Genomic DNA, 23,013 nt, shown 5'->3' with positions numbered 1-23,013 from the left:
GTCGCGTGCCACCGTATTCGGGCGCGGCAGTTGCCGGTGGCGATCGAGGAGGATCGATGAGGCTGTTCCGCAACCCTGCCTCCGGGCAGGTGACCGATCCGGGGCAGGTAGCGCTCACCGCCCGTAACGTCCGCTTCGACTGGACCGCCCTGCCGCTGCACTGGATGAAACGCGAGCCCATCGCCTCGCATGTGCTGAACGCGCTGAATCTGCTACTCCCCGAGGGTGAACGCAGCTTCCTGGCGACCTTCGGCGAAGCGCTGCCGTTCGTGCGGGACGAGAAACTGCGCGAGGATATGCTCGGATTCATCGGGCAGGAATCCATGCACGCCGAAACCCATGCCGATTCCCACGAAATGCTCTTCGACGCCAACGGCGTCGACCCGCGGCCGTATGTGCAGCAGACCGAATACCTGTTCCGTAAGACCGTCGGACCGCGGCGATCCACCGCCACGCGGGCGGGAAGGCAGCAACTGGTGGACCGGCTCGCGGTGATCTCCTCGCTGGAACATTTCTTCGCGTTCCTCGGCGATTGGGTGCTCAACAGCGAACTGGAGCGGTTCGACGCCGATCCGCGGATGCTCGATCTGTATCGGTGGCACGGGGCCGAAGAGGTCGAACATCGCCATGTGGCCCACGATGTCGCCGAATATTTCGGGGTCGGCTATCTGCGCCGCGGCGCCCTGATGGTGCTGGTCTTCCCCACGTTCCTGGTTCTGCTCGTGCGCGGGACCAAATACCTGGTGCACCGGGACCCCGCGCTGCCCGACCTGGGATACCCCCGGCTGCTCCTGGAGATCCTGGGATCGATGTGGCGCGGGGCCCTCCCCGGAGTTCCCGCCCTGCTGGTCAGTGCACTGTCGACCTTCAAGCCCGGCTACAGCCCGGAATCCGTCGGTTCCACCGCACAGGCCATCGCCTATCTGGCCCAGTCACCGGCGGCCCGGGCGGCCTCGTGACGGTCCAGACCCCGAAACAGTCCCTACCACTGCCCGCCGACCTGCACGGCAGACACCGCCGGGACCGGACGCTGCGCCTACTCGACGCGGTGGTGAACGCGCGACTGAACTGGACCGCGCTCACCAACCGGCGCGACCCGGCGCCGCGGGCCGACGACCGGCGGATCCCTGTCGTGGTCACCGGGCGGCGGGTGGAAGCATCCGACGAAGACGTGGTGAGCCTGCGTTTCCAGGCACCCGACCGCCGCGAGCTGCCCCGCTGGCGACCCGGTGCGCACCTGGACGTCGAACTACCGTCGGGAGCCCTTCGGCAGTACTCGCTGTGCGGCGATCCGGCCGATACCCGCAGCTACCGGATCGCGGTGCGCCGCATCCCGGACGGTGCCGGTTCGAACGAGGTACACCGGGCGCTGCCGGTCGGCAGCGCGTTGGTGGTGCGGGGCCCGCGCAATGCGTTTCCGTTCGCCGCGCCGGGTTACGGGTCGCGGGCTGCGCGGGTTCGTTTCGTGGCCGGCGGTATCGGTATCACCCCGATCCTGCCCATGCTGCGACTGGCCGAATCGCTCGGTATCGACTGGACCATGGTGTATTGCGGACGGGCCCGCGACACCCTGCCGTTCCTGGACGAGATGAGCCGCTTCGGTGATCGCGTCACGGTGCGTACCGACGACGAACACGGTCTGCCCACCGCCGCGGAACTGCTGTCCGGGGTCGTCCCCGGGACGGCTGTGTACTGCTGCGGACCGGCTCCGATGGTCACCTCCGTCGCCGCGCTGGTACGTGAAATACCGGAGGTGGAACTGCATTCCGAGCGGTTCTCGGCGCCGCCGATCGTGGACGGCGTCCCGTTCGAGATCGAACTGGGTGCCGGCGGCCAGGTGATCGCGGTCCCCGCGGACCGGTCCGCCCTCGACGTACTCCTGCGGCACCGGCCGGATCAACCGTATTCGTGCCGGCAAGGCTTCTGCCGCACCTGCAAGGTCCGGGTGCTCGCAGGCGTTCCCGACCACCGCGACGGTGCCCTGACCGATACCGAACGCGACCGTGGCGACCTCCTGGTCTGCGTATCACGGTGCGCGGGTGGACGTCTGGTACTGGACCTGTAGCTCTCGACAACCCGCACACAGCACGAGGAGACAGCGTGACGGCATCGATATCGGAGATCCCCGCGACCGAACGGACGGTTCACCACCGTGGATTCGACCTCGCGGTGCACGAATACGGCGATCCGGACGCCGAGACCGTCATCCTGGTGCACGGCTGGCCCGATACCCATCACCTGTGGAACGGTGTGATTCCGCTGCTGGCCGACCGTTTCCACGTGGTCGCCTACGATACGCGCGGGCACGGCGCCTCCACCCACACCGCCCGGGTCGCCGATTTCCGGCTCGCGGAACTGGCCGCCGATTTCTACGCCGTCGCCGACGCGGTGAGCCCCGACCGGCCGGTCCATGTACTCGCGCACGATTGGGGTTCGGTACAGGTCTGGGAGGCGGTATGCGAACCGCGGGCCACCGACCGGATCGCCTCGTTCACCTCGGTATCCGGCCCGAATCTGGACCATCTGGCCGCGTGGGTGCGGGCCCGGTTGCGCAAGCCCGGTCCGCGCAATATCTGGCAGCCGTTCACCCAGCTGCTGTCCTCGGCGTACACCGGGTTCTTCATGACCCCCGGGTTGCCGCGCCTGGCTTTCGGTCTGCTCGCCACCGAGCAGCGCTGGCGGCGGTTCATCCAGATCATGAACAACACAGCGCCGTCGACGATTTTCTTCGGCCCGACCCTGAAGCAGGACATGGTGAACGGCCTGCTGATCTACCGGGCCAATATCCTCGCGCATATGCTCGAACCGCGGGAGCGGACAACCGATGTACCGGTCCAGTTGATCGTCGCGGGACGCGATATCGCGGTCCGGCCGGCCGGATACGACGATTCCGCCCAGTGGGTTTCGCGGCTGTGGCGTCGCGATGTACCGGCCGGGCACTGGATGCCGTTCTCCCACCCCGAACTGCTGGCGACCGCGACCACCGAACTCGTGGACGCGGTGAACGACGGCGAGTTCGCCGCCGGAAGCGCGGAGAAGATCCCCGGCGAGGACGCGCGGCAGCAGCCGCGGCGGCTACGAGTCGCGGACTAGCGATTCCGGCGGGCCACTCTGCGCCCGGCCGAAACGGTCACCCCAGGCGCGGATCTGCGTGAGCAGTTCCGGCGGTTCGAGGACGCGGAATTCGGCCTCGAGAGAGCCGAGCGCCATGGTGGGCCAGTCCAGCGAATCGGTGGTCATCGATACCCGGCAGCGACCGGAATCGACCGCCTCGACCGAACCCCAGCGCCCGATCCGCTCACGGACGGTCTCGGCCGGGGCTTCGACCAGGGCCTCGATCCGATACGGGCGCGGCATATTGTCCACCCCGGCCCGGACGAACTCCGCGGCATCGGCGGTCGGCAGCTCACGCGGACGGAAACGGGAGCCGTCGCCGGCGGGTGCGGTGAGCCGGTCGAGGCGGAAGCTGCGCCAGTCGTGCCTGGTCAGGTCGAAGGCCACCAGGTACCAGCGGCGACCCAGCGATACGAGACGATGTGGCTCGATATACCGCTCGCTGCGCCGGCCGTCGGCGGCGGTGTAGGAGAAACGCATCCGCTCGCTGTCCCGGCAGGCCAGGGCGATGGTGGTGAGGGCCTCCGGGTCCGGGCCCGGGCCGGGCCGGCCGCCCCAATCAGCGGGTACGGTCATGGCCCGGATCGCTTCCACCCGGCGGCGCAGCCGCGGCGGCATCACCTGGACCACCTTCGCGAGCGCGCGCACCGAGGATTCGGCGACCCCCTCGACCATGCCCTGCATCGCGGTCTGCAGCCCGATGACCAGCGCCACCGCCTCGTCGTCGTCGACCATCAGCGGAGGCAGGGCCGCGCCTGCCGCGAGCTGGTAGCCGCCCTCGACGCCCCGTTGCGCCTCCACCGGATAGCCGAGATCGCGCAGGCGATCGATATCGCGCCGCAAGGTCCGCGCCGAAACCCCGAGCCGCCCGGCCAGCTCGTTACCGGGCCAGTACTTATGGGTCTGCAGCAGCGACAGCAGGCGCAGGGTCCGCGTGCTCGTATTCGCCATACCCCCATTGTTCTCGAATTGCGGCCGGATTCTGACCGCTGGGGTGCCGGTTCACGCCGGTCGCGAGATACCGGCCGGCCTATTTGGGTTTACCGTGCATGGAGACTCCCGCGATGGTGCGGGCGCTGATCGAACCGTCCGCGTGCTTACGGCCGTAGACCATCACCGGAGCGCCGATATCGATCCCGGCCGGATCGCTCGCGATAGCGACATAGAGATTGGTTTCGCCATCGGTGTACACAACGACATCGGACCGGGTGAGTTCGCTGTGAACCGAGAGGGTACCGCCGTCATTGTCCGTGACTTTGCCGAAGACGAATCCGATTCCTACATCGGGTGAATCCGGTCCGTCTGCCGGAGGATCGGGGGGTGCCGGTGCGGCGGTGGGCGTTTGCCGAGCGCCACCCGTAGCGGGGGCCGCCGCGGCGAATGTGCTGACGCCCGGGCCGGCCGCCGCAGAGGGTGCGGTCTCGCGGCCGAGGCAGAAGCCACCGGCGATCAGCAGGACGACGAGACCGAGTACCAACCCCACCAGCGCGTGCCCTCCCCAATGAACCGGGCGGCCGCCGTCCCGCTCCGGATGAGCGGTACGGTCCGCATCCCCGGCATCGGGCCCGGCCTGCACCACCGGCACCCGGGCTTCAGCACGGGCTTGTTCCGCGAGGGGAAGGCGAGCGTCTGTCCCCCGTGCTTGCGCCTCGGTCTCGACGGCCCCGATTCCGATGGGCACCGTCGCCGGCTCCACGGCGGATTCTGTAACCGTGGGTTCCCCGGCGGCAGCAGGAGTCGGTCCGGACAAGCCGATTCCGTGGCGCGAGAACGACCACGGTGTCGGCTTCTCGGACATAAATCCAGGCTAGGTGCAGCGTCCAGTCCCCTATCACCACTGGCGGGAGGAATCATCGGACGAAAGCTGTTCGGGGCCGGGGTGATCCGTTCATCCAGCCGCCAGCACCTCGAGCACCTGTTCGCCGTAGCGGGCCAGTTTGTTCTCACCCACGCCGCTCACCTCGCCCAGCGCGGCCATATCGGCGGGCTTACGCGCCGCGATATCGCGCAACGTCGCGTTCTGGAACACCACATAGGCGGGGACGCCCTGTTCCTTGGCCGTATCGGAACGCCACTGGCGGAGTTTCTCGAACAGCTCGGCATCCGCGTCGGTGAGGTCGGCGGGCGCGGATTTGGCGGCCTTGGCACTGCGTGCCGCACGCGAGGGAGTCGGCCGCTCGGGTTCCCGGCGCAGACGGACCGTGCGACCGTCGAAGAGAACGCTTTCGCTGGCCTCGGTCAGCGTGAGGACACCGTAGTCACCGTGCACCGCGAGCAGACCTTGCGCGAGCAATTGGCGGACGACTCCGCGCCATTCGGTATCCCGCAGATCGGCACCCACCCCGAACACACTCAGCTCGTGGTGGTCGTACTGCTGCACCTTCTGGTTCTTCTTGCCGAGCAGGATATCGATGAGATGGCCCGCACCGAAGCTTTGCCCGCGCTCCCGTTTCAGTCGCAATACGGCCGACAGCAGTTTCTGCGCGGCGACGGTGCCGTCCCAGGATTCGGGCGGGCTCAGACAGGTATCGCAGTTCCCGCACGGCCGGGGGTCCTGGCCGAAATAGGCGAGCAATTGAGCGCGGCGGCAATCGACCGTCTCGCACAGGGCGAGCATCGCGTCGAGGTGCAGTTGCAGCTGACGGCGGTGGGTCATATCGCCGTCGGAGGAATCGATCAGCTTGCGCTGCTGGACCACATCCTGCAGCCCGTAGACCATCCAGGCTGTCGACGGCAGCCCGTCCCGGCCGGCACGGCCCGTCTCCTGGTAGTAGCCCTCAACGGATTTGGGCAGATCCAGGTGGGCGACGAAACGGACATCGGGCTTATCGATACCCATCCCGAAGGCGATGGTCGCGACGATGACGAGCCCTTCCTCACGCAGGAAGCGGGCCTGGTTCTCGGCACGGGTGCGGTGGTCGAGGCCCGCATGGTACGGCAGTGCGCGAATCCCGTTCTCGGTGAGGAACGCCGCGGTCTTCTCCACCGAATTCCGCGATAGGCAGTAGACGATTCCGGCATCGCCCGGATGCTCGGTGCGCAGGAATTCGAGGAGTTGACGATCGGGCCGGTTCTTCGGCTCGATCCGGTATTGGATATTGGGCCGGTCGAAACTCGCGACGAATCGGCGTGCCCCGCCCAGGTCGAGCCGGGTGATGATCTCGTCGCGCGTCTTCTCCGTTGCCGTGGCGGTCAGCGCGATGCGGGGGACGTCCGGCCATTTCTCGTGTAGCAGTGACAGGGCCAGGTAGTCGGGCCGGAAATCGTGACCCCACTGCGAGACACAATGCGCCTCGTCGATCGCGAACAGGGCGATCCGCCCGCGCCCGAGCAGCTGGACGGTGGATTCCATCCGCAACCGTTCCGGCGCGAGATACAGCACATCGAGCTCACCGGCCACGAATTGCGCCTCGACCGTCCGGCGTTCGTCCGGGAACTGGGTCGAATTGAGGAAACCGGCCCGGACACCGAGCGCGCTCAGCGCGTCCACCTGGTCCTGCATGAGCGCGATGAGCGGGGATACCACCACACCGACACCGTCACGGACCAGCGCGGGTATCTGATAACACAGCGATTTCCCGCCGCCGGTGGGCATGAGTACCAGTGCGTCCCCGCCGCCGATCACCTGCTCGACGATGCCGCGCTGTTCACCGCGGAAACTGTCGTACCCGAAGACCCGGCGTAACACCTCATGGGCGGGGTCGTCGGGGTGAGCGGGAGGTGCCACAGCGGTGTCTTCGGCGGTATCCACGCGGCCATCCTACGAGCGACGGCGATACCCCCGCCGCGAGAAGTACGACCCGGAGTGCTGGATCACCCGAGTTGTCCCCATGGGGACAACTCGGGTGCACGGCCCGTCGAGCCGGTCATCATCCGATGCCGGGCATCGGTGAATCGCTTCCCGTAGGTTGCGATCCATGGCTTCAGCGATGACACGGACTCGCGCCGCACTGTGCGCGATGGCTTTGGCCGCAGGGGGGCTCGCCACCGTTCCCGCGGCCCACGCCCAGGTGCTGCCACCGTCGTGCGTGGACGGATGGCAATCGGAGACCCTGCTCGAGGGCGCCGGCAATCTGGAGAATCTGGACTCCGACGGTGCCGGCGGCTTCTATGTCACCGGTATCCGAGACGGGTACCTGGCCCATATCTCCGCCGACGGCGCATTCGACAAACTGGTCACCGGCCTCGATCATCCGGCGGGCGTCCGGGTGGCCGGCAGCTCGGTGTACTTCCTCACCGGCGACGGCTTCGCGGAGGCGCCCGGCACGCTGCAACGCTACGACACCGAGACGGGCGCGGTGACAGTGCTGCTCACCGGCCTCAACGGCCCGAACGGACTGCTCGTGCTGCCGGACGGCGATCTACTGTTCACCAATATCGGCGTGCGCGGCGGACCGGCCGGAATCTCCCGCTACCGGCCGTCCACCGGCGAGTTCACCCCCGCCTGGTCCCCGGTACCACTTACCAACGGCCTGGCGCTGGCGCCCGACGGCAACTCGATCTACACGAGCAATATGACCCTGAGTCTGTTCCGAATTCCGCTGAACGCACCGGCCGAAGCACCGGTTGTCGCCGGTCTCCCCGGTTTCGTCGCCCTGCCCGACGATATGGAGGCCACCCGCGCCGGCGACCTCTTCGTCGCCGACCACCTCGCCGGCGCTGTGTACCGAGTGGACCCGGAGACGGGAACGGGCTGCGCCGTTATCACCGGCCTGATCGAACACCCCGACCCGATCCGGATACCCCCGGATGGCGCCACCTCGGTCCGCATCGCCCGGGACGGCGATGCGTGGGCGTTGTACGTCACCAGCATGGACGGCACCCTGCGCCGGCTCCGGCCGCCCGCCGGTATCGACCTCACGCCCGCCGACGCGTCCCGGCGGTAACCCGGGAAAACGGCTGCGCCCCAGCACAACCCCGGGGCCGGCCCGGCGACCTTCGTCTTCGGTCGGGAAATTTCCTCCTCAGCGTTATTGAGGTCAAAAAGTGGCCGCTATGGGTCATAACGTGGTCTTCGAACACGGAAACGAACCGTTTCAACGCAGCCCCGACGAAAGGCGCACACCATGGCCGAGACCACCGCCCTCCACGAAACCGGCACCACCCCCCTGACCGGCGAACGCGCCGATCTGCTCGCGGTACTGGGCAAAACACGCTTCTTCCTGCGTTTCACCACCCGCGATCTGACCGACGAGCAGGCGGCGAGCAGCCCGGCACCCAGCGAACTGTGCCTCGGCGGCCTGATCAAACACGTCACCGGCGTCGAGCGCAGCTGGGCGGATTTCATTGTGGAAGGCACCGGAGCCATGAAGGACTTCGACGATATGACCCCCGAGGATTTCGCCGCCCGCGTCGACGAGTTCCAGCTGCTGCCCGGTGAAACCCTCGCCGGTGTCCTGGACACCTATGCCGAGGTGGCCGCCCGTACCGATGCCATGATCGCGACCGTCGACCTGGACCATGCGTGGCCGCTGCCCCAGGCGCCGTGGTTCCAGGAGGACGCGTGGTCGACCCGGCAGGTACTACTGCACATCATCGCCGAGACCGCGCAGCATGCCGGCCACGCCGACATCATTCGTGAGGCGATCGACGGCCAGAAAACCATGGGCTGATCCGGTGACCGGCCCCGTCCGACTCTGCCGGTCGGGGCTCGGTCGCGTGGGAGACCGCGGGGCCGCCCGGAATCAGACGCCCAGGCGATCCAGTGCCTGCTGATGTACGCGCCCGTTGGTCGCCACCGCATCACCTCCGTGCGGGCCCGCCTGCCCGCTGAGGGAGGTGAAGGTGCCACCGGCCTCCCGGACCAGGATGTCCAGCGCGGCCAGATCCCAGAGCGAGACCTCGGGTTCGGCGGCGATATCCACCGCCCCCTCCGCGACCAGGCAGTAGCTGAAGAAATCGCCGTACCCGCGTACCCGCCAGACCTCATCGGTGAGGCCGATGAACTTCTCCCGCAGGCCCCGGTCGCGCCAGCCGGACAGGCTGGAGAACGCCAGACTGGCCGACCCCAGATCGGCGACAGCGGATACCGAGATCGGCTGGGGCGCGCCGGGATGGAAAGTCGACCAGGCACCCTGTCCCGCGGCGGCCCACCAGCGGCGCGCCAGAGCGGGCGCGCTCACTACGCCCACTACCGGCACCCCGTCCTCGAGCAGCGCGATGAGCGTGGCCCACACCGGGACGCCGCGTACGAAATTCTTCGTACCGTCGATCGGATCGACCACCCACTGCCGGCCGGTGAACTCGGCATTCCCGCCGAACTCCTCCCCCAGTACCGAATCCTCGGGCCGGCCGTGCCGCAGGATCCGGCGGATCGCCTCCTCCACGGCGAGGTCGGCGTCCGATACCGGGGTGAGGTCGGGTTTCGCGTCGACCTTCAGGTCCAGGGCACCGAACCGTTCCCGGGTGATCGCGTCCGCCTCGTCGGCCAGGCGTAACGCGAGTTCGAGGTCAGAGGAGTGAGCAGCCACATCGAAACCCTATCGAGTCGGATCCGGCGCGGCGGGATCCGCCGCCGGTGCCACCGATCTGTGACTCAGGCCGCCACCGCGCCGGCCGCGACGAGTGCACCAGGACGCCGCGAGCGAAAGGCACCGGGCGCCGACCGGGGCCGCGCCGTTTCACCACGCCGGACGCTGCTAGTAGCCTTGTTTACCGTGCATCCAGACGTAACCGCCGACCTCGCCGAACTCGACGCGACTCTGAAGACCGTCGAGTCGGTCCTCGATATCGAGGAGCTGCGCCGTCGCATAGACGAGCTGGAGCACCAGGCCGCCGACCCCGAGCTGTGGAACGACCAGGACCACGCGCAACGAGTCACCAGCGAGCTGTCTCATGCTCAAGGTGAACTCCGGCGGGTCGAGGAGTTACGGCAGCGCCTGGAGGATGTGCCGGTGCTCTACGAGCTGGCCGAGGAGGAAGAGGGCGAGGCGAGAACCAGCGCTCTCGCCGACGCCGACGCCGAGCGGGCCGCACTGCACACCGATGTCGAAGCGCTCGAGGTGCGCACCTTGCTGTCGGGTGAATACGACAAGCGGGACGCGCTGGTGAACATCCGCTCCGGCGCGGGCGGGGTGGATGCCGCGGACTGGGCCGAGATGCTGATGCGCATGTACATCCGCTGGGCCGACCGGCACAAGTACTCGGTCGAGGTCTACGACACCTCCTATGCCGAGGAAGCCGGGATCAAGAGCGCGACATTCGTGGTGAAGACCCCGTACGCCTACGGCACCCTCTCGGTGGAAATGGGCACGCACCGCCTGGTCCGGATCAGCCCGTTCGACAACCAGGGCCGCCGCCAGACCTCGTTCGCCGAGGTCGAGGTGCTTCCGGTGGTCGAGACCACCGACCATATCGAGGTGCCCGAAACCGATATCCGGGTCGATGTCTACCGTTCCTCCGGGCCCGGTGGGCAGAGCGTCAACACCACCGACTCCGCCGTACGGATCACTCATATCCCCACCGGGATCGTGGTCACCTGCCAGAACGAGAAATCGCAGCTGCAGAACAAGGTTTCGGCCATGCGGGTCCTGCAGGCGAAACTGCTCGAACGCAAACGCCAGGAAGAACGCGCCCAGATGGACGCGCTCAAAACCAACGAGGGCGCTTCCTGGGGTAACCAGATGCGCTCCTATGTGCTGCACCCGTACCAGATGGTCAAGGATCTGCGCACCAACTACGAGGTGAACAACCCCTCGTCGGTACTCGACGGCGATATCGACGGATTCATCGAATCGGGAATCCGCTGGCGGATGAGTACAGTTCTGCAGGAGAGCTAGCGGCCCCGGATCCCGGGAATCGCAAGCCATCCGGTGCGGCAAGTAGGAGCAGGTGGACTGATGGGTTCGGAGGGGACCGAAACTCTCGCCGCAGCGTTGACGGCGTCCTCGGATGTGACCTCCTGGTTGCGTTCATCCGGTCTGGAGATCATCCTGCTGATCCTGGGCGCCATGCTGTTCGCGCGTTTCGCGACCTATGTCCGCGACCGGGTGACCCACCGGATCGATTCCGGATTCCGCGGCGGCGACGCACTCGTACGGTCCGAGGAGGCCAAACACCGGCACGCCCTGGCGCAGGTGCTGACCTGGGTCGTACTGACCGTCGCGTATGTACTGGTCGCGATGGAAGTGCTGCAACGGCTCGGGTTCTCCATGTCGGGGCTGGTCGCACCCGCCGCGGTCCTGGGCGCCGCGCTCGGTTTCGGTGCCCAGCGCATCGTGCAGGACATCCTGGCCGGGTTCTTCCTGATCACCGAGCGCCAGTACGGTTTCGGCGATGTGGTGCGGATCGCGGTCACCGGTATCTCCGACCCGGCCGAGGGCACGGTGGAGGATGTGACGTTGCGGGTCACCAAATTGCGCAACCCGGACGGTGAGGTGGTCACCGTCCCGAACGGCCAGATCGTGAAAGTCACCAATCTGTCCAAGGATTGGGCGCGCGCGGCGATCGATGTGCCGGTCGCCGCGAGCGCCGATATTCTGCGGATCAACGAGGTGCTGCACGAGGTCGGCGGGCAGGCCTACCGCGATCCCCGGCTCGAACCGCTGCTGCTGGACGAACCGACGGTCATGGGGGTCGAGGATCTGACCGTGGACCAGATGAACATCCGGATGGTGGCCCGGACACTTCCGGGCAAACAGTTCGAGGTGAGCCGCGAGTTGCGGGTCCGGGTGGCCGCCGCGATGCGCCGGGAGGGATTGCATGCGCGCACGTAGATCGACAGTGATACTCGCCGGTACCTGGCTGGCGACCTTCGTCCTGTACCTGTTCGTCAAACCGGACGATATCGTCCAGCACAACCCCGCACCCATATCCAGCGTGCACCCGGCGGACCCGGAAAAGGCCACCCCGGCGATCGCCGTCCGCATCCCATAGCACCCCGGATGCGGCCGACCGGCGCCTTCGTTATCGAATGGTTACACTGATCCCTCGTGATCACCCTGCGCAACGTCAGCAAGTCGTATCCGACCGCTACACGAGCCGCGCTGGAGCACGTCACCGTACATATCGACAAGGGTGAGTTCGTCTTCCTCATCGGCCCGTCCGGTTCCGGTAAATCGACCTTCATGCGGTTGCTGATCAAGGAAGAGGCCCCGACCGAGGGGGAGATACATGTCGCGGATTACCGGGTGGACGGGCTTCCCGGCCGGCGAGTACCCAAGCTGCGACAGCGTATCGGTTGCGTTTTCCAGGATTTCCGGCTGCTGCAGCAGCGGACGGTCGCACAGAATGTCGCCTTCGCCCTGGAGGTGATCGGTAAGCGGCGCCAGTTCATCGAGCGGACCGTTCCCGAGGTACTGGAACTGGTAGGGCTGGGCGGTAAGGCCGACCGGCTGCCGAGTGAACTGTCCGGCGGCGAACAGCAGCGGGTCGCCATTGCCCGAGCCTTCGTGAACCGTCCGCTGGTACTGCTGGCCGACGAACCCACCGGCAACCTCGACCCCGAGACGAGTTACGAAATCATGCTCCTGCTCGAGCACATCAACCGGATGGGCACCACCGTGCTCATGGCCACCCACGACCCCCTGATCGTGGACGGTATGCGCCGTCGGGTGGTGGAACTCTACGACGGCCATCTGGTCCGCGATCAGGCGACCGGCGGTTACGAGGTGGGCCGGTAATGCGTTTGGGATTCCTGTTCGGCGAGGTCTCCGAGGGCCTACGCCGCAACGTCACCATGACCATCGCGATGATTCTGACCACCGCGGTATCGCTGACGATGCTCGGCGGCGGCCTGCTGGCGGTCCGGATCGCCGATAAGACCGAGCAGTACTTCCTGGACCGGTTGGAGGTGCGCCTCTACCTGACCGAGGATGTCTCCGCGACCGACCCGGACTGCGCGAACGATCCCTGCCGCACGCTCACCGCGGATCTGAAATCCGTCGACGGCGTGGAGAGCGTGCAGTACCTCAACCGGGACGCGGCGGTCCGGGAGGCCAAGGAGAAAACCTTCAAGGACCAGCCCGAACTGGCCGAGTATGTGAGCGAGACCCCGCTTCCGGCGTCGCTGCGGGTCAAGATGACCGACGCGTCGCTGTACCCGACCATCTACGAGCAGTTCTACGACCGCCCCGGTGTCGGTATGGTCCGCAACGACAAGGACATCGTGGACCGGCTGGTCAGTCTGTTCGACGGTCTGCGCAACGCGGCGTTCGGTCTGGCGCTGCTGCAGGCGGTGGCGGCGCTGCTGCTGATCGCGAATATGGTGCAGATCGCGGCGTTCACCCGGCGCACCGAGGTGCACATCATGCGTCTGGTCGGCGCGACCCGCTGGTACACCCAGTTACCGTTCCTACTGGAAGCCGTCGTCGCCGCGCTGGCGGGTGGCCTGCTCGCGACGGCCGGCCTGTTCGCGGCCCGGCCGCTGGTCATCGACCGCGCCCTGGGCGATCTGTTCGCCAGCAATGTCTTCCCGCAGATCACCTATGACGACATCTTCACCATCGCGCTGATGGTGATGCCGGTCGGTGTCGTGTTCGCCGGTCTCACCGCGTACGCGACGCTGCGCTGGTACGTCCGGGAATAGCGACCGACCGAGGAACCGTCCGAGCTGCCGCCCGTCCCGATCCCGGGGCGGGCGGTTCGGCGCCCGACGGCCTCCGTTGTGTCCGCTCACCAGGACGAGCCCGTGACTCGACGCCGTTCTTACTCCGCAGTAAGATAGCCTTACTCCGCAGTAAGATACCTGGGGCCGACCCTCACCCCGCGCGAGAAAACAGGTGATGATGAGCATTCGAGAGAGCGCTACCAAGCGGCGTCCGGACCACGGCGCCCGCCAGGAGAACGGGGTGGGCCTGCACCAACCCAAACGGGATTGGATGGGCGCCGCCATGCGAGTCATGTCGACGATCACCGGCTCGGAACTCGCCGAGAAGTACAACCTGCGCAAACCGATCGACCGGGTCACCTACGAGAGCACCAAGACCGGATTCCGGACCCTGGGTGCGGCAACCCGCGCGTTCAACAAGGTCGCCGGCGGCGGTGCGCCCAAACGGCTGCCCGACAACGAGTCGAAGACCAAGGACTACTTCGATCTCACCCCCACCGACGAACAGCAGATGATCGTCGAAACCGTCCGCGAGTTCGCGGCCGAGATCCTACGGCCCGCCGCGCACGACGCCGACGAGGCGGCCGCCGCGCCGAAGGATCTACTGGGCCGCGCCGCGGAACTGGGCATCACCCTGATCAACGTGCCCGAGGAACTCGAGGGCGCGGCGACCGAGCGCGGCGCCGCCACCAATGTGATGGTGGCCGAAGCCCTGGCGCACGGCGATATGGGTCTGGCTCTGCCGTTGCTGGCGCCCAGCGGCGTCGCGGTGGCGCTGTCCCAATGGGGTACCGATGCCCAGCAGCAGACCTATCTGCCCGCGTTCACCGGGGAGAACGTTCCGCAGGCCTCCGTGGTGATCAGCGAGCCGCGGGCATTGTTCGATCCGTTCAGCCTGCAGACCAAGGCGGTGCGCTCCCCCAGCGGCTACCGGCTCAACGGCGTGAAGAGCCTGGTCCCGGCCGCGGCCGACGCCGAGATCTTCGTGGTCGGCGCCGAACTCGACGGACGCCCGGCCCTGTTCATCGTGGAATCCGACGCCAAGGGCGTATCGGTGGAAGCGGACCCGAGCATGGGTCTGCGCGCGGCGGGCCTGGGACGGCTGGTCCTGGACAATGTGGCCGTCGGCGCCGACGCGATCCTCGGCGAGGGTGATGCCAAACAGCACGCCGCCGACTATCGCGACGCGGTCCAGCTGGCCCGGCTGGGCTGGGCGGCGCTGGCCGCGGGCACCGGTCAGGCTGTACTCGACTACGTGATTCCCTACGTCAACGAGCGGGAAGCGTTCGGCGAACCGGTCAGCCACCGGCAGGCGGTCGCCTTCATGGTCGCGGATATCGCCATCGAACTCGACGGCCTGCGCCTGGTCACGCTGCGCGGCGCCGCCCGTGCGGAACAGGGCCTGACCTTCGCCCGCGAAGCGGCGCTGGCCAAGAAGCTGGCGACGGACAAGGGTATGCGGTTCGGCCTGGACGGGGTCCAGTTGCTCGGTGGGCACGGGTTCACCAAGGAACACCCGGTCGAACGCTGGTACCGCGACCTGCGCGGTATCGGTATCGCCGAAGGCATCGTATTGGTGTGAGTCCCGGACGCCGCGGGCACGCGGCGCGGATTCACGATCCCTGCTCAGGAGACTTTGATGATCAATCTCGAACTTCCCAAGAAGCTGCGGGCCAGTGCCAATCAGGCGCATCAGGTGGCCGCGCAGATCTTCCGGCCCATTTCCCGGAAATACGATCTCGCCGAGCACGACTATCCGGTGGAGCTCGACACGATGGCCGCCATGGTGGACGGTCTCAGTGATTCGGGCACCCAGAAGATCAGCGGCGCGGCCGGTGGCCGGTCGGACGAGGCCGAGGCGGCACCGGTCCCCGATACCGTCCCCAATGCCAACGGCGGCAATATGTCCGCCCTGCTCAACGCCCTGGAAACCTCATGGGGCGATGTCGGGCTGATGCTGTCGATCCCGTACCAGGGTCTGGGCAATGCGGCGATCGCGGCGGTCGCCACCGACGACCAGCTGGAACGTTTCGGCAAGGTGTGGGCTTCGATGGCCATCACCGAACCGAGCTTCGGCTCCGATTCCGCCGCCGTCACCACCACCGCCGTCCTCGACGGCGACGAATGGGTACTCAACGGCGAGAAGATCTTCGTCACCGCCGGTGAGCGCTCCACCCATATCGTGGTGTGGGCCTCGGTGGACCGTAGCCTCGGTCGCGCCGCCATCAAATCGTTCGTGGTCCCGCGCGACGCACCCGGCCTGTCGGTAGCCCGGCTCGAGCACAAACTCGGCATCAAGGCCTCCGATACCGCGGTCCTGCTGCTACAGGACTGCCGGATCCCGAAGGACAATATCCTCGGCAGCCCGGAAGTCAACGTGGAGAAGGGTTTCGCCGGGGTCATGCAGACCTTCGACAACACCCGCCCCATGGTCGCCGCGATGGCCATCGGTGTCACCCGGGCCGCCCTCGAGGAACTGCGCGTCATCCTCACCGAGGCGGGGATCGATATCTCCTACGACACCCCGCCGAACAGCCAGCACGCGGCGGCGGCCGAATTCCTGCGGATGGAGGCCGACTACGAATCCGCCTATCTGCTGGCGCTGCGCGCCGCCTGGATGGCCGACAACAAGAAGCCGAATTCGCTGGAAGCCTCCATGTCGAAGGCGAAGGCGGGCCGCACCGGCACCGATGTGACCCTCAAGTCCGTCGAACTGGCCGGCGCCGTCGGTTACTCCCAGCGGCTGCTCCTGGAGAAGTGGGGTCGCGACTCCAAGATCCTCGACATTTTCGAGGGCACCCAGCAGATCCAGCAGCTCATCGTGGCCCGCCGGGTGCTGAACAAGACCAGCGCCGAGCTGAAGTAACCGGTAGCACATACGATGCCGGTCCGCGCCGCCGTGGCACGGACCGGCATCGGCCGGGCCTACGGGCGCAGGGGGCCCGCAGGTCGTCAGCTGGTCACGGGAGGCGGCTCCCAGGTCCCGTCGAGAATGCTCTGCTCGGGCCAATAGGCACGCAAATACAGGGTGAACTCGTCGTCGGGGGCCGGTAGCCAGTTGGCGAGCGGCCCCGGGTCCATGGGACCGACTCCGCCGACGGTCAAGGTCAGCGAGCCGTCGTCACCGTAGGAGAGGTCCTGGTTCTTGGTGCCGAGCGAGAACCGGTCCAGGTCGTGCGGATGGAAGAAATGGTGTTTGTTGTAGACCGTCAGCGACCAGAACCCGCGCACCGGCGGTAGCTGCCCGGCCGGGAACCGCACCGTGTAGGTGTTCGCACCGTGCAGGCGTTTACCGGTGGCGTCGAGATCCTGGTAGTAGTAGGCGGTTTCGTTGACGGTGTTGACGAAGATATTCGATTTACCGATCGCGGTACGCGACAGATAGTCGGTGCCGAACGCGGCCCCGTTGCGCTGGGTCGTCCAGTTGTGCGCCACCGGGATCCCGATATTGCGGAACTCGAACAGTTCCGCGACCACGGCATCCGCATCGTGCGCTGTACTCCGCAGTACCTCGGCCAGGTCCTCGTCGTGCTCGGCGGCGGCCAGGAGCGACCGGAACCAGTCGTACTGCGCCTCCTCACCGGGTCTGGGCGGTACTTCGTCGAGCACGTCGCCGAGTGCGGTGAAATACGTCTCCGGATCCACCCACTGCGTTTCACCCTGATCGCCGGTCGCGGCACCGCCGCCGAAGGCGGGCGCATTCGCCCAGTCGAAAACCTTCTCCGTACCGTCGAATTCCGCAAGCGGATACATGCCGATCCGGTCGACCAGCGGCCCGATCTCCGCCCGGTCGGCGGCCGTATCGTCCAGGAACACCCGCGGGATCACGACGCCCGAGCGAGTGTCGTAGCGGAACACATCGGTGATCCCGGCGGGAACAGCACCGTCCCAGGACTCGTGCGCGAGGAGGTAGAACCCGGGCGCGGTCCCGTACATCTTGCCGAGCCGGACAAAGGAATCGGTGCGCTGGTCGACCACCTGGTACACCCAGAACCGGTCACCGAAATCGGGCACCTGCACCACCGAGGGCCCGCGCTCGGCGTCCAGCACACCGAACCCGTAGACCACGTCCTGGTTCGGGCAGGCGACCACCCGCTCTTCCGGGCGGATGTAGTCGCGCAGCATCCCGATCGTTCCCGGGGGTCCGGCGGGGACGATCCCGGCCAGCAACCCCGGCTCGGGTAACTGCTCCATGAAAACGCGCCGGTTGTGCATATTCACCAGCGGCCAGCCCCACAAGTAAGCGGCGCGACCCACCGCCCGTGCGTAGTCCGGAGTCATCTTCTGATCGGCGAAACTGCCGGGCATGAGTCGCACCCTTCTTCAGCGAAAATCCGGTGGCGGTCGGGTCCGACGCTATTCGGCCGATCCACGCCGCCGGATCATCCGGCACGGGTGAATTACGGCGCCGCCGGGCCTGCATTCCCCGCCCACGATGGCACCGCCCCAGGTAGAAGAGCTGAACGTTCCGATGGTCGAGAAGTAGTCACCACGACCCGATCCGGGTGAGGTGGAAACCGAGATTCCCGCCCGAACCCCGCGCGGCGTTCTGGACAGCGTGCCGACCGGGTGACATGTTGGTGACGACCGAATTTCCGGCTGTCCGGCCGGGCGGGTTCACACCCGCACGACGCCGGATGCGCCGATACGTGTTCCACCATCTCCACCCCGCTGAACCCACCCCGGGACGAAGCACCCCGGACAACGTATCTGCAAGGAGACTGGTTATGCGCACACAGGGCTTCGCCCGTCGGCTCCTCACCACGCTGGCCGCGACGGCCGCGGCCACCACGCTGTTCACCGGTTATGCCACCGCCGAGCCCGCACAGGTCGACTGGGTCTCGGCGACCCAGCAGCTGCGGGCGGCCGCCACGGGTAACCCCGGCGCCGAACGCGCCGTCGATACGCTGCTCGGCGATCCGCGGGTCACCGACGCCGCGCGGGAGACCGCGCTGCCCGCGCAGCCGTTCCAGGTCCCGGCCGAGTCGAATATCGGCCGCGGTGGCGGCCCCGGTATGTACGGATCGGGCGTGGCCCTGAACCTCGACGGATTCCGGTTCGCCTTCTTCGGCGGGCCCGGCACCATCGCCCCCAATCAGGCCGGGGCACGGCTGGACGTGGTCTGGCTGAACCTGTCGAACGGGCGCAGCGGGATGGAGCCGCTGACCGAACATGTCGACATCATCGCCGACACCACCATCCGTACCCGGGTGATCGATCCCGGCCCCGGCATGGTCGTGGCCGCGGTGTACGGCACCCTGTGGCACCGGTGGCCCGTTCCGGTGAGCACGGAGCATCCGGATGGGTTCCAGTACGTACGCGGCGAGATCACCTTCCCGTCGCTGGGCTCGGTCTACAACTGACCGGATCCGCACAGCTCACTCCAGGGGCACGCGTCGAATATCCGACGCGTGCCCCTGTCGTCCGAGGTACGGACCGCCGCCGCGGTGTCTTTTTTGTCCGGTGCGTACGTTGTGAGCCGGTGCACTTTCACTGCTACGGTGAGCCCAGATATGCCGTTCGGAATCGCTGGGGCGAGTGCCGACGCGAGAATCTGTGGAGGTGTTCGAGGGTGAACCTGGCGCATACGCTGGAGACGGTCAAGGCATACGGCCTGTTGCAGTCCAGCGGATTCATCGATCTGAAGAATCCGGGGGAAACCCTGCGGACTCTGAAGGATTCCAAGACCTACATCCCGCAGGCCACGCTGATCATGCATTCCGCCCGGATCGCACCGGAGGCGCCGGGCCTCGTCGACGAACGCGGGCAACTGACCTATCGCGAACTCGACGATCAGTCCACCAAGATCGCCAACGGCCTGCGCAAGGCCGGCCTCACCGAGGGCACCGTGGTCGGCATCCTGGCCCGGGATCACCGCGGCCTGATCCTGTCCATGGCCGCGGCCGGCAAACTCGGCGTGAAGATCGCCCTGATGAACACCGGTTTCGCCAAACCACAGTTCGCGGAGGTCTGCGAACGGGAAAAGGTCAAGGCGGTGCTGCACGACAGCGAGTTCCTGGGCCTGCTCGACGCGCTGCCCGCCGATATGCCCCGTTTCCTCACCTGGATCGACGAGGGCGCCGAACTGCCCGAAGGCGCGAAGAGTCTCGATGACCTGATCGCCGAGAACGGCCTCGAGGCATTGCCCGTCCCGAGCAAACCGGGCGGGTTCATCATCTTGACCAGCGGCACCACCGGTCTGCCCAAGGGCGCGCCGCGCGAGAAAGCGACCCCGGTGGCCACCGCGCAGTTCCTGGACCGGATGCCGTTCCCCAAACGCGGCACCGTCGTCATCGTCTCGCCGATCTTCCACAGCACCGGCCTGGGCACCTGGCTGGTCAGCACCGGCCTGACCAACAAGATCGTCATGCGCCGCCGGTTCGACGCCGAGGCCACTCTGAAGCTGGTCTCCGAGCACAAGGCCGAACTGCTCGTCGCGGTACCGACCATGCTGCACCGGATGGTGGAGCTGCCCGAAGAGGTCCGGGCGAAGTACGACACATCCTCCCTGAAAGGGATCGTGCTGGCGGGTTCGGCGCTCTCCCCGGAGCTGAGCATCCGCTCCGCCGAGGTCTTCGGCCCCGTGGTCTACAACCTCTACGGCTCCACCGAAGTGGCCATCGCCACCGTCGCGCAACCGGCCGATCTCGCCAAGGCCCCCGGCACCGTCGGCCGGCCACCACTGACCTGTGACGTGCGGTTGTACGACGACAACGACAAACAGGTCACCGGCAACGACGTCACCGGGCGGATCTTCGTCCGCAGCGGCGCACCGTTCGAGGGTTATACCGACGGCCGGCACAAGCAGATCATCGACGGCTACATGTCCAGCGGCGATGTCGGTCATTTCACCGCGGACGGCCTGCTCATGGTCGACGGCCGGGACGACGACATGATCGTCTCGGGCGGGGAGAACGTCTTCCCGCAGGAGGTGGAGAACCTGCTGCTCGAACGCGAGGACATCTTCGACGTCGCCGTGGTCGGTGTCGACGATGTGGAATTCGGCAAACGCCTGCGCGCGTTCATCGTCCCCGAACCGGGCCACACCCCCACCGAGGACGAGATCAAGACCTACGTGAAGGAGAACCTGGCCCGGTACAAGGTTCCCCGCGAGGTGGTCTTCCTGGACGATCTGCCGCGTAACCCCACGGGCAAACTGCTGCGCCGGGTCCTGGTGGAATACGAGGTCTGACAACACCTCTCGGGTACGAAACCGGGACATCCCACAAGGATGTACCCGGTTTCATTACTGTCCGAGACAATATCGGCGTACCGGCGGACGGTATTGCTAGGGTTGGCGCAGCACTGGAGTTCGAGGAGGTAGACCGCCGGTCCCGGCGGTCACGCCGCGGAAGGTTGTCGCCGATGACACTGTCGCTGCCCGGTCCCGTTCGCAGGGCCGGCGATATCGCATCGGCCGTGAATGTGATGCGCAAACGCGGCCTGTTCGATCCGCTACGGCTCGATCACGCGGCCAAGTCGATGATCAACGCGGGCAAGTTCGGCCCGTTCGCCGGGGTGGTGATGCACGCCGCGGCAACCCGGCCGGACGCCCCCGCCATCGTCGACGAAAAAGGCGAACTCACCTTCCGTGAACTCGACGAACAGTCGAATGCCTTCGCCCGCGGACTCGTCGAACGCGACCTGCGTGCCGGTGATGTGGTGGCCATCCTGGCCCGCGACCACCGCGGCATGGTCCTGAGTATGCTCACCGCCGGCAAACTGGGACTGCGCGCCGTACTGATGAACACCGGGTTCGCCAAACCGCAGTTCGCCGATGTGGCCGAACGCGAGAAGGTCAAAGCCGTCCTGCACGACAGCGAGTTCTTCGACCTGATGAGCGCCATCCCGGCGACGATCCCGCGCATCCTCACCTGGGTCGACGAGGCCGATAACGCCGACTCGTCGATTCCGACGGTCGAATCGGTATCAGCCGGTCGGTCCACCGCCGCACCGGCTTCGCCTCCAGCACCCGGCGGTACGGTCATCCTGACCAGCGGTACCACCGGCACTCCCAAGGGCGCCCCCCGCGACAAGGTGAGCCCGTTCATATCCGCCCAGTTCATCGACCGGGTGCCGCTACCCAGTAACGGCACCATGGTGATGGCGGCCCCGATCTTCCACGGCACCGGACTGTCCCAGTTCAGCCTCGGCCTCGGCCTGGGCAACCGGGTGATCTTCCAGCAGCGCCGCTTCGATCCCGAACTCACCCTCGCCAATATCGAGCGCTACCACGCGGATTCGCTCATCGTGGTGCCGACCATGCTGCAACGTATCCTCGACCAGCCGCGCGAGATTCTGGACCGCTACGACGTGTCCTCGCTCCGCGTGATCTTCGCGGCCGGTTCGGCGATACCGCCCGATGTGGTCGTCCGCACCGGCGAGTACTTCGGCGATGTGCTCTACAACCTCTACGGCTCCACCGAATGCGCCGTGATCACCGTGGCCACCCCGCAGGAATTGCGGGCGGCGCCGACGACGGCGGGCCGGCCCCCGGTCGGGGTCCGGATCGCGCTGTACGACGAGAACCGCACCCGGATCACCGAACCCGGCGTGACCGGGACGATCTTCATCGACAACCCGCATGCGTTCAAGGCGTACACCGACGGCCGCACCAAGGAACAGGTCGACGGCCTGATGTCCTCCGGCGATGTCGGGCACCTGGACGAGAACGGCCTGTTGTTCATCGACGGCCGCGACGACGACATGATCGTCTCGGGCGGCGAGAACGTCTTCCCCCAGGAAGTCGAACACCTCATCGCCAACCGCCCCGACGTCCTCGAGGCCGCCGTAGTCGGTGTGGACGACCGGGAGTACGGCAAACGGTTGCGCGCCGTAGTGGTCCCGGGCCCCGGCTCGAAACGGGACCAGCAGGAGATCAAGGATTACGTCAAGGCGAACCTCGCCCGCTACAAGGTCCCCCGCGAAGTGATCTTCCTCGACGAACTCCCCCGCAACGCCACCGGCAAACTCCTCCGCAAACCCCTGACAGACCTGAACCCCGACACGTAACCCCTGGCGAACCCGAGAGACCCACTGTGTCCAGCAAGGCCATGAGCGGCCTGGGCCCACGTCCAAACCGAACGCGCCCCGCGGCGACGCCGAGTCTCACGAGGCCCTGACGCCACTACCGATCTTCCGTCGCCCCTGGGCGCGTTTGATCCCTACCGCCACTCGGCCTGCATCCGTCCCCACCCCAGTTTCCCGCATGCGGTCGGTCAGCGTTGGTGGTTCGGGGCCCGTCTCGTTCTGGAGCGACCAGAGCGAAGGAGCGCAGCGACTGAGCGCCGGGAGTGAAGAACGAGACCCAGGGGGCCCCGAACCCGCGACGCCCCAGGCGGCGCCCAAAACAC

General features: G+C 66.9%; 20 protein-coding genes. 15 read left to right on the top strand and 5 right to left on the bottom strand.

The window, feature by feature from the left end; translation table 11 throughout:
• Nucleotides 1–56: 56 nt before the first annotated feature.
• Genes ABZ827_RS08720 through ABZ827_RS08710 form a run of 3 tightly spaced genes read left to right on the top strand, consistent with a single transcriptional unit; the run spans nucleotide 57 to nucleotide 3,093 of the window.
• The gene (locus ABZ827_RS08720) at nucleotides 57–959 is read left to right on the top strand and encodes a metal-dependent hydrolase (protein ID WP_357234675.1); all 903 of its coding nucleotides are present in this window, start codon (nucleotides 57–59) and stop codon (nucleotides 957–959) included.
• Nucleotides 956–2,065 (top strand): PDR/VanB family oxidoreductase, encoded by a 1,110-nt coding sequence (locus tag ABZ827_RS08715; protein ID WP_357234672.1) that lies wholly within the window; start codon nucleotides 956–958, stop codon nucleotides 2,063–2,065. Before ABZ827_RS08720 ends, ABZ827_RS08715 begins: the two co-directional genes overlap by 4 nt.
• Before the next feature lie 35 nt (nucleotides 2,066–2,100).
• Nucleotides 2,101–3,093, top strand: a complete 993-nt coding sequence (locus ABZ827_RS08710; RefSeq protein WP_357234669.1) for an alpha/beta fold hydrolase — start codon at nucleotides 2,101–2,103, stop codon at nucleotides 3,091–3,093.
• Here the strand turns inward: ABZ827_RS08710 and ABZ827_RS08705 are convergent.
• From ABZ827_RS08705 to recQ, 3 genes are all read right to left on the bottom strand, one after another.
• Complete coding sequence (locus tag ABZ827_RS08705) at nucleotides 3,076–4,065, bottom strand: YafY family protein (protein ID WP_357234667.1); 990 nt, start codon at nucleotides 4,063–4,065, stop codon at nucleotides 3,076–3,078. The genes ABZ827_RS08710 and ABZ827_RS08705 overlap by 18 nt on opposite strands.
• Nucleotides 4,066–4,144: 79 nt before the next feature.
• A complete protein-coding gene (locus tag ABZ827_RS08700; protein WP_357234664.1) occupies nucleotides 4,145–4,912 on the bottom strand; it encodes a hypothetical protein in 768 nt (255 codons plus the stop codon).
• 90 nt (nucleotides 4,913–5,002) lie between these two features.
• Complete coding sequence (gene recQ / locus ABZ827_RS08695; protein WP_357234661.1) at nucleotides 5,003–6,865, bottom strand: DNA helicase RecQ; 1,863 nt, start codon at nucleotides 6,863–6,865, stop codon at nucleotides 5,003–5,005.
• A 166-nt stretch (nucleotides 6,866–7,031) separates the two neighbouring features.
• Between recQ and ABZ827_RS08690 the strand changes: the two genes are divergently transcribed.
• On the top strand, nucleotides 7,032–8,000 hold the full coding sequence (locus ABZ827_RS08690) for an SMP-30/gluconolactonase/LRE family protein (RefSeq protein ID WP_357234658.1): 969 nt from the start codon (nucleotides 7,032–7,034) through the stop codon (nucleotides 7,998–8,000).
• Nucleotides 8,001–8,180: 180 nt separating this feature from the next.
• Complete coding sequence (locus ABZ827_RS08685; protein WP_357234655.1) at nucleotides 8,181–8,726, top strand: DinB family protein; 546 nt, start codon at nucleotides 8,181–8,183, stop codon at nucleotides 8,724–8,726.
• Nucleotides 8,727–8,798: 72 nt separating this feature from the next.
• On the opposite strand, the gene hisN is transcribed toward ABZ827_RS08685, so the two are convergent.
• Nucleotides 8,799–9,584, bottom strand: a complete 786-nt coding sequence (gene hisN, locus ABZ827_RS08680) for a histidinol-phosphatase (RefSeq protein ID WP_357234652.1) — start codon at nucleotides 9,582–9,584, stop codon at nucleotides 8,799–8,801.
• A gap of 186 nt (nucleotides 9,585–9,770) precedes the next feature.
• Between hisN and prfB the strand changes: the two genes are divergently transcribed.
• The 7 genes from prfB (at nucleotide 9,771) to ABZ827_RS08645 (ending at nucleotide 16,526) form a co-directional block, all read left to right on the top strand.
• The gene (gene prfB, locus ABZ827_RS08675) at nucleotides 9,771–10,892 is read left to right on the top strand and encodes a peptide chain release factor 2 (RefSeq protein ID WP_357234649.1); all 1,122 of its coding nucleotides are present in this window, start codon (nucleotides 9,771–9,773) and stop codon (nucleotides 10,890–10,892) included.
• A gap of 60 nt (nucleotides 10,893–10,952) precedes the next feature.
• Nucleotides 10,953–11,828: a mechanosensitive ion channel family protein gene (locus tag ABZ827_RS08670; protein WP_357234646.1), complete on the top strand. Its 876-nt coding sequence runs from the start codon at nucleotides 10,953–10,955 to the stop codon at nucleotides 11,826–11,828.
• Nucleotides 11,815–11,988 carry a hypothetical protein gene (locus tag ABZ827_RS08665; protein WP_357234643.1) on the top strand — a complete coding sequence of 58 codons (174 nt, stop codon included), beginning with the start codon at nucleotides 11,815–11,817 and terminating at the stop codon, nucleotides 11,986–11,988. Before ABZ827_RS08670 ends, ABZ827_RS08665 begins: the two co-directional genes overlap by 14 nt.
• A gap of 56 nt (nucleotides 11,989–12,044) precedes the next feature.
• Entirely contained in the window at nucleotides 12,045–12,734 is a 690-nt protein-coding gene (gene ftsE, locus ABZ827_RS08660; RefSeq protein WP_357234640.1) for a cell division ATP-binding protein FtsE, read from the top strand.
• Nucleotides 12,734–13,639, top strand: coding sequence for a permease-like cell division protein FtsX (ftsX, locus tag ABZ827_RS08655; RefSeq protein WP_357234638.1), 906 nt, complete (start codon nucleotides 12,734–12,736; stop codon nucleotides 13,637–13,639). Before ftsE ends, ftsX begins: the two co-directional genes overlap by 1 nt.
• Before the next feature lie 196 nt (nucleotides 13,640–13,835).
• Nucleotides 13,836–15,242 carry an acyl-CoA dehydrogenase family protein gene (locus ABZ827_RS08650; protein ID WP_357234635.1) on the top strand — a complete coding sequence of 469 codons (1,407 nt, stop codon included), beginning with the start codon at nucleotides 13,836–13,838 and terminating at the stop codon, nucleotides 15,240–15,242.
• Nucleotides 15,243–15,299: 57 nt separating this feature from the next.
• Nucleotides 15,300–16,526, top strand: coding sequence for an acyl-CoA dehydrogenase family protein (locus ABZ827_RS08645; protein WP_357234633.1), 1,227 nt, complete (start codon nucleotides 15,300–15,302; stop codon nucleotides 16,524–16,526).
• A gap of 86 nt (nucleotides 16,527–16,612) precedes the next feature.
• On the opposite strand, the gene ABZ827_RS08640 is transcribed toward ABZ827_RS08645, so the two are convergent.
• Nucleotides 16,613–17,968, bottom strand: a complete 1,356-nt coding sequence (locus ABZ827_RS08640) for a DUF1254 domain-containing protein (RefSeq protein WP_357234630.1) — start codon at nucleotides 17,966–17,968, stop codon at nucleotides 16,613–16,615.
• Between the two features lie 419 nt (nucleotides 17,969–18,387).
• Between ABZ827_RS08640 and ABZ827_RS08635 the strand changes: the two genes are divergently transcribed.
• The 3 genes from ABZ827_RS08635 (at nucleotide 18,388) to ABZ827_RS08625 (ending at nucleotide 22,672) form a co-directional block, all read left to right on the top strand.
• On the top strand, nucleotides 18,388–19,023 hold the full coding sequence (locus ABZ827_RS08635) for a hypothetical protein (RefSeq protein ID WP_357234627.1): 636 nt from the start codon (nucleotides 18,388–18,390) through the stop codon (nucleotides 19,021–19,023).
• A gap of 209 nt (nucleotides 19,024–19,232) precedes the next feature.
• The gene (locus ABZ827_RS08630) at nucleotides 19,233–20,852 is read left to right on the top strand and encodes an acyl-CoA synthetase (protein ID WP_357234624.1); all 1,620 of its coding nucleotides are present in this window, start codon (nucleotides 19,233–19,235) and stop codon (nucleotides 20,850–20,852) included.
• A gap of 173 nt (nucleotides 20,853–21,025) precedes the next feature.
• Nucleotides 21,026–22,672, top strand: coding sequence for an acyl-CoA synthetase (locus ABZ827_RS08625; protein ID WP_357234622.1), 1,647 nt, complete (start codon nucleotides 21,026–21,028; stop codon nucleotides 22,670–22,672).
• The last annotated feature ends 341 nt before the right edge of the window (nucleotides 22,673–23,013 follow it).

The organism is Nocardia sp. NPDC019395, from assembly GCF_040632335.1.
Classification (GTDB): domain Bacteria; phylum Actinomycetota; class Actinomycetes; order Mycobacteriales; family Mycobacteriaceae; genus Nocardia.
This window is presented reverse-complemented; position numbering and strand designations above follow the sequence as displayed.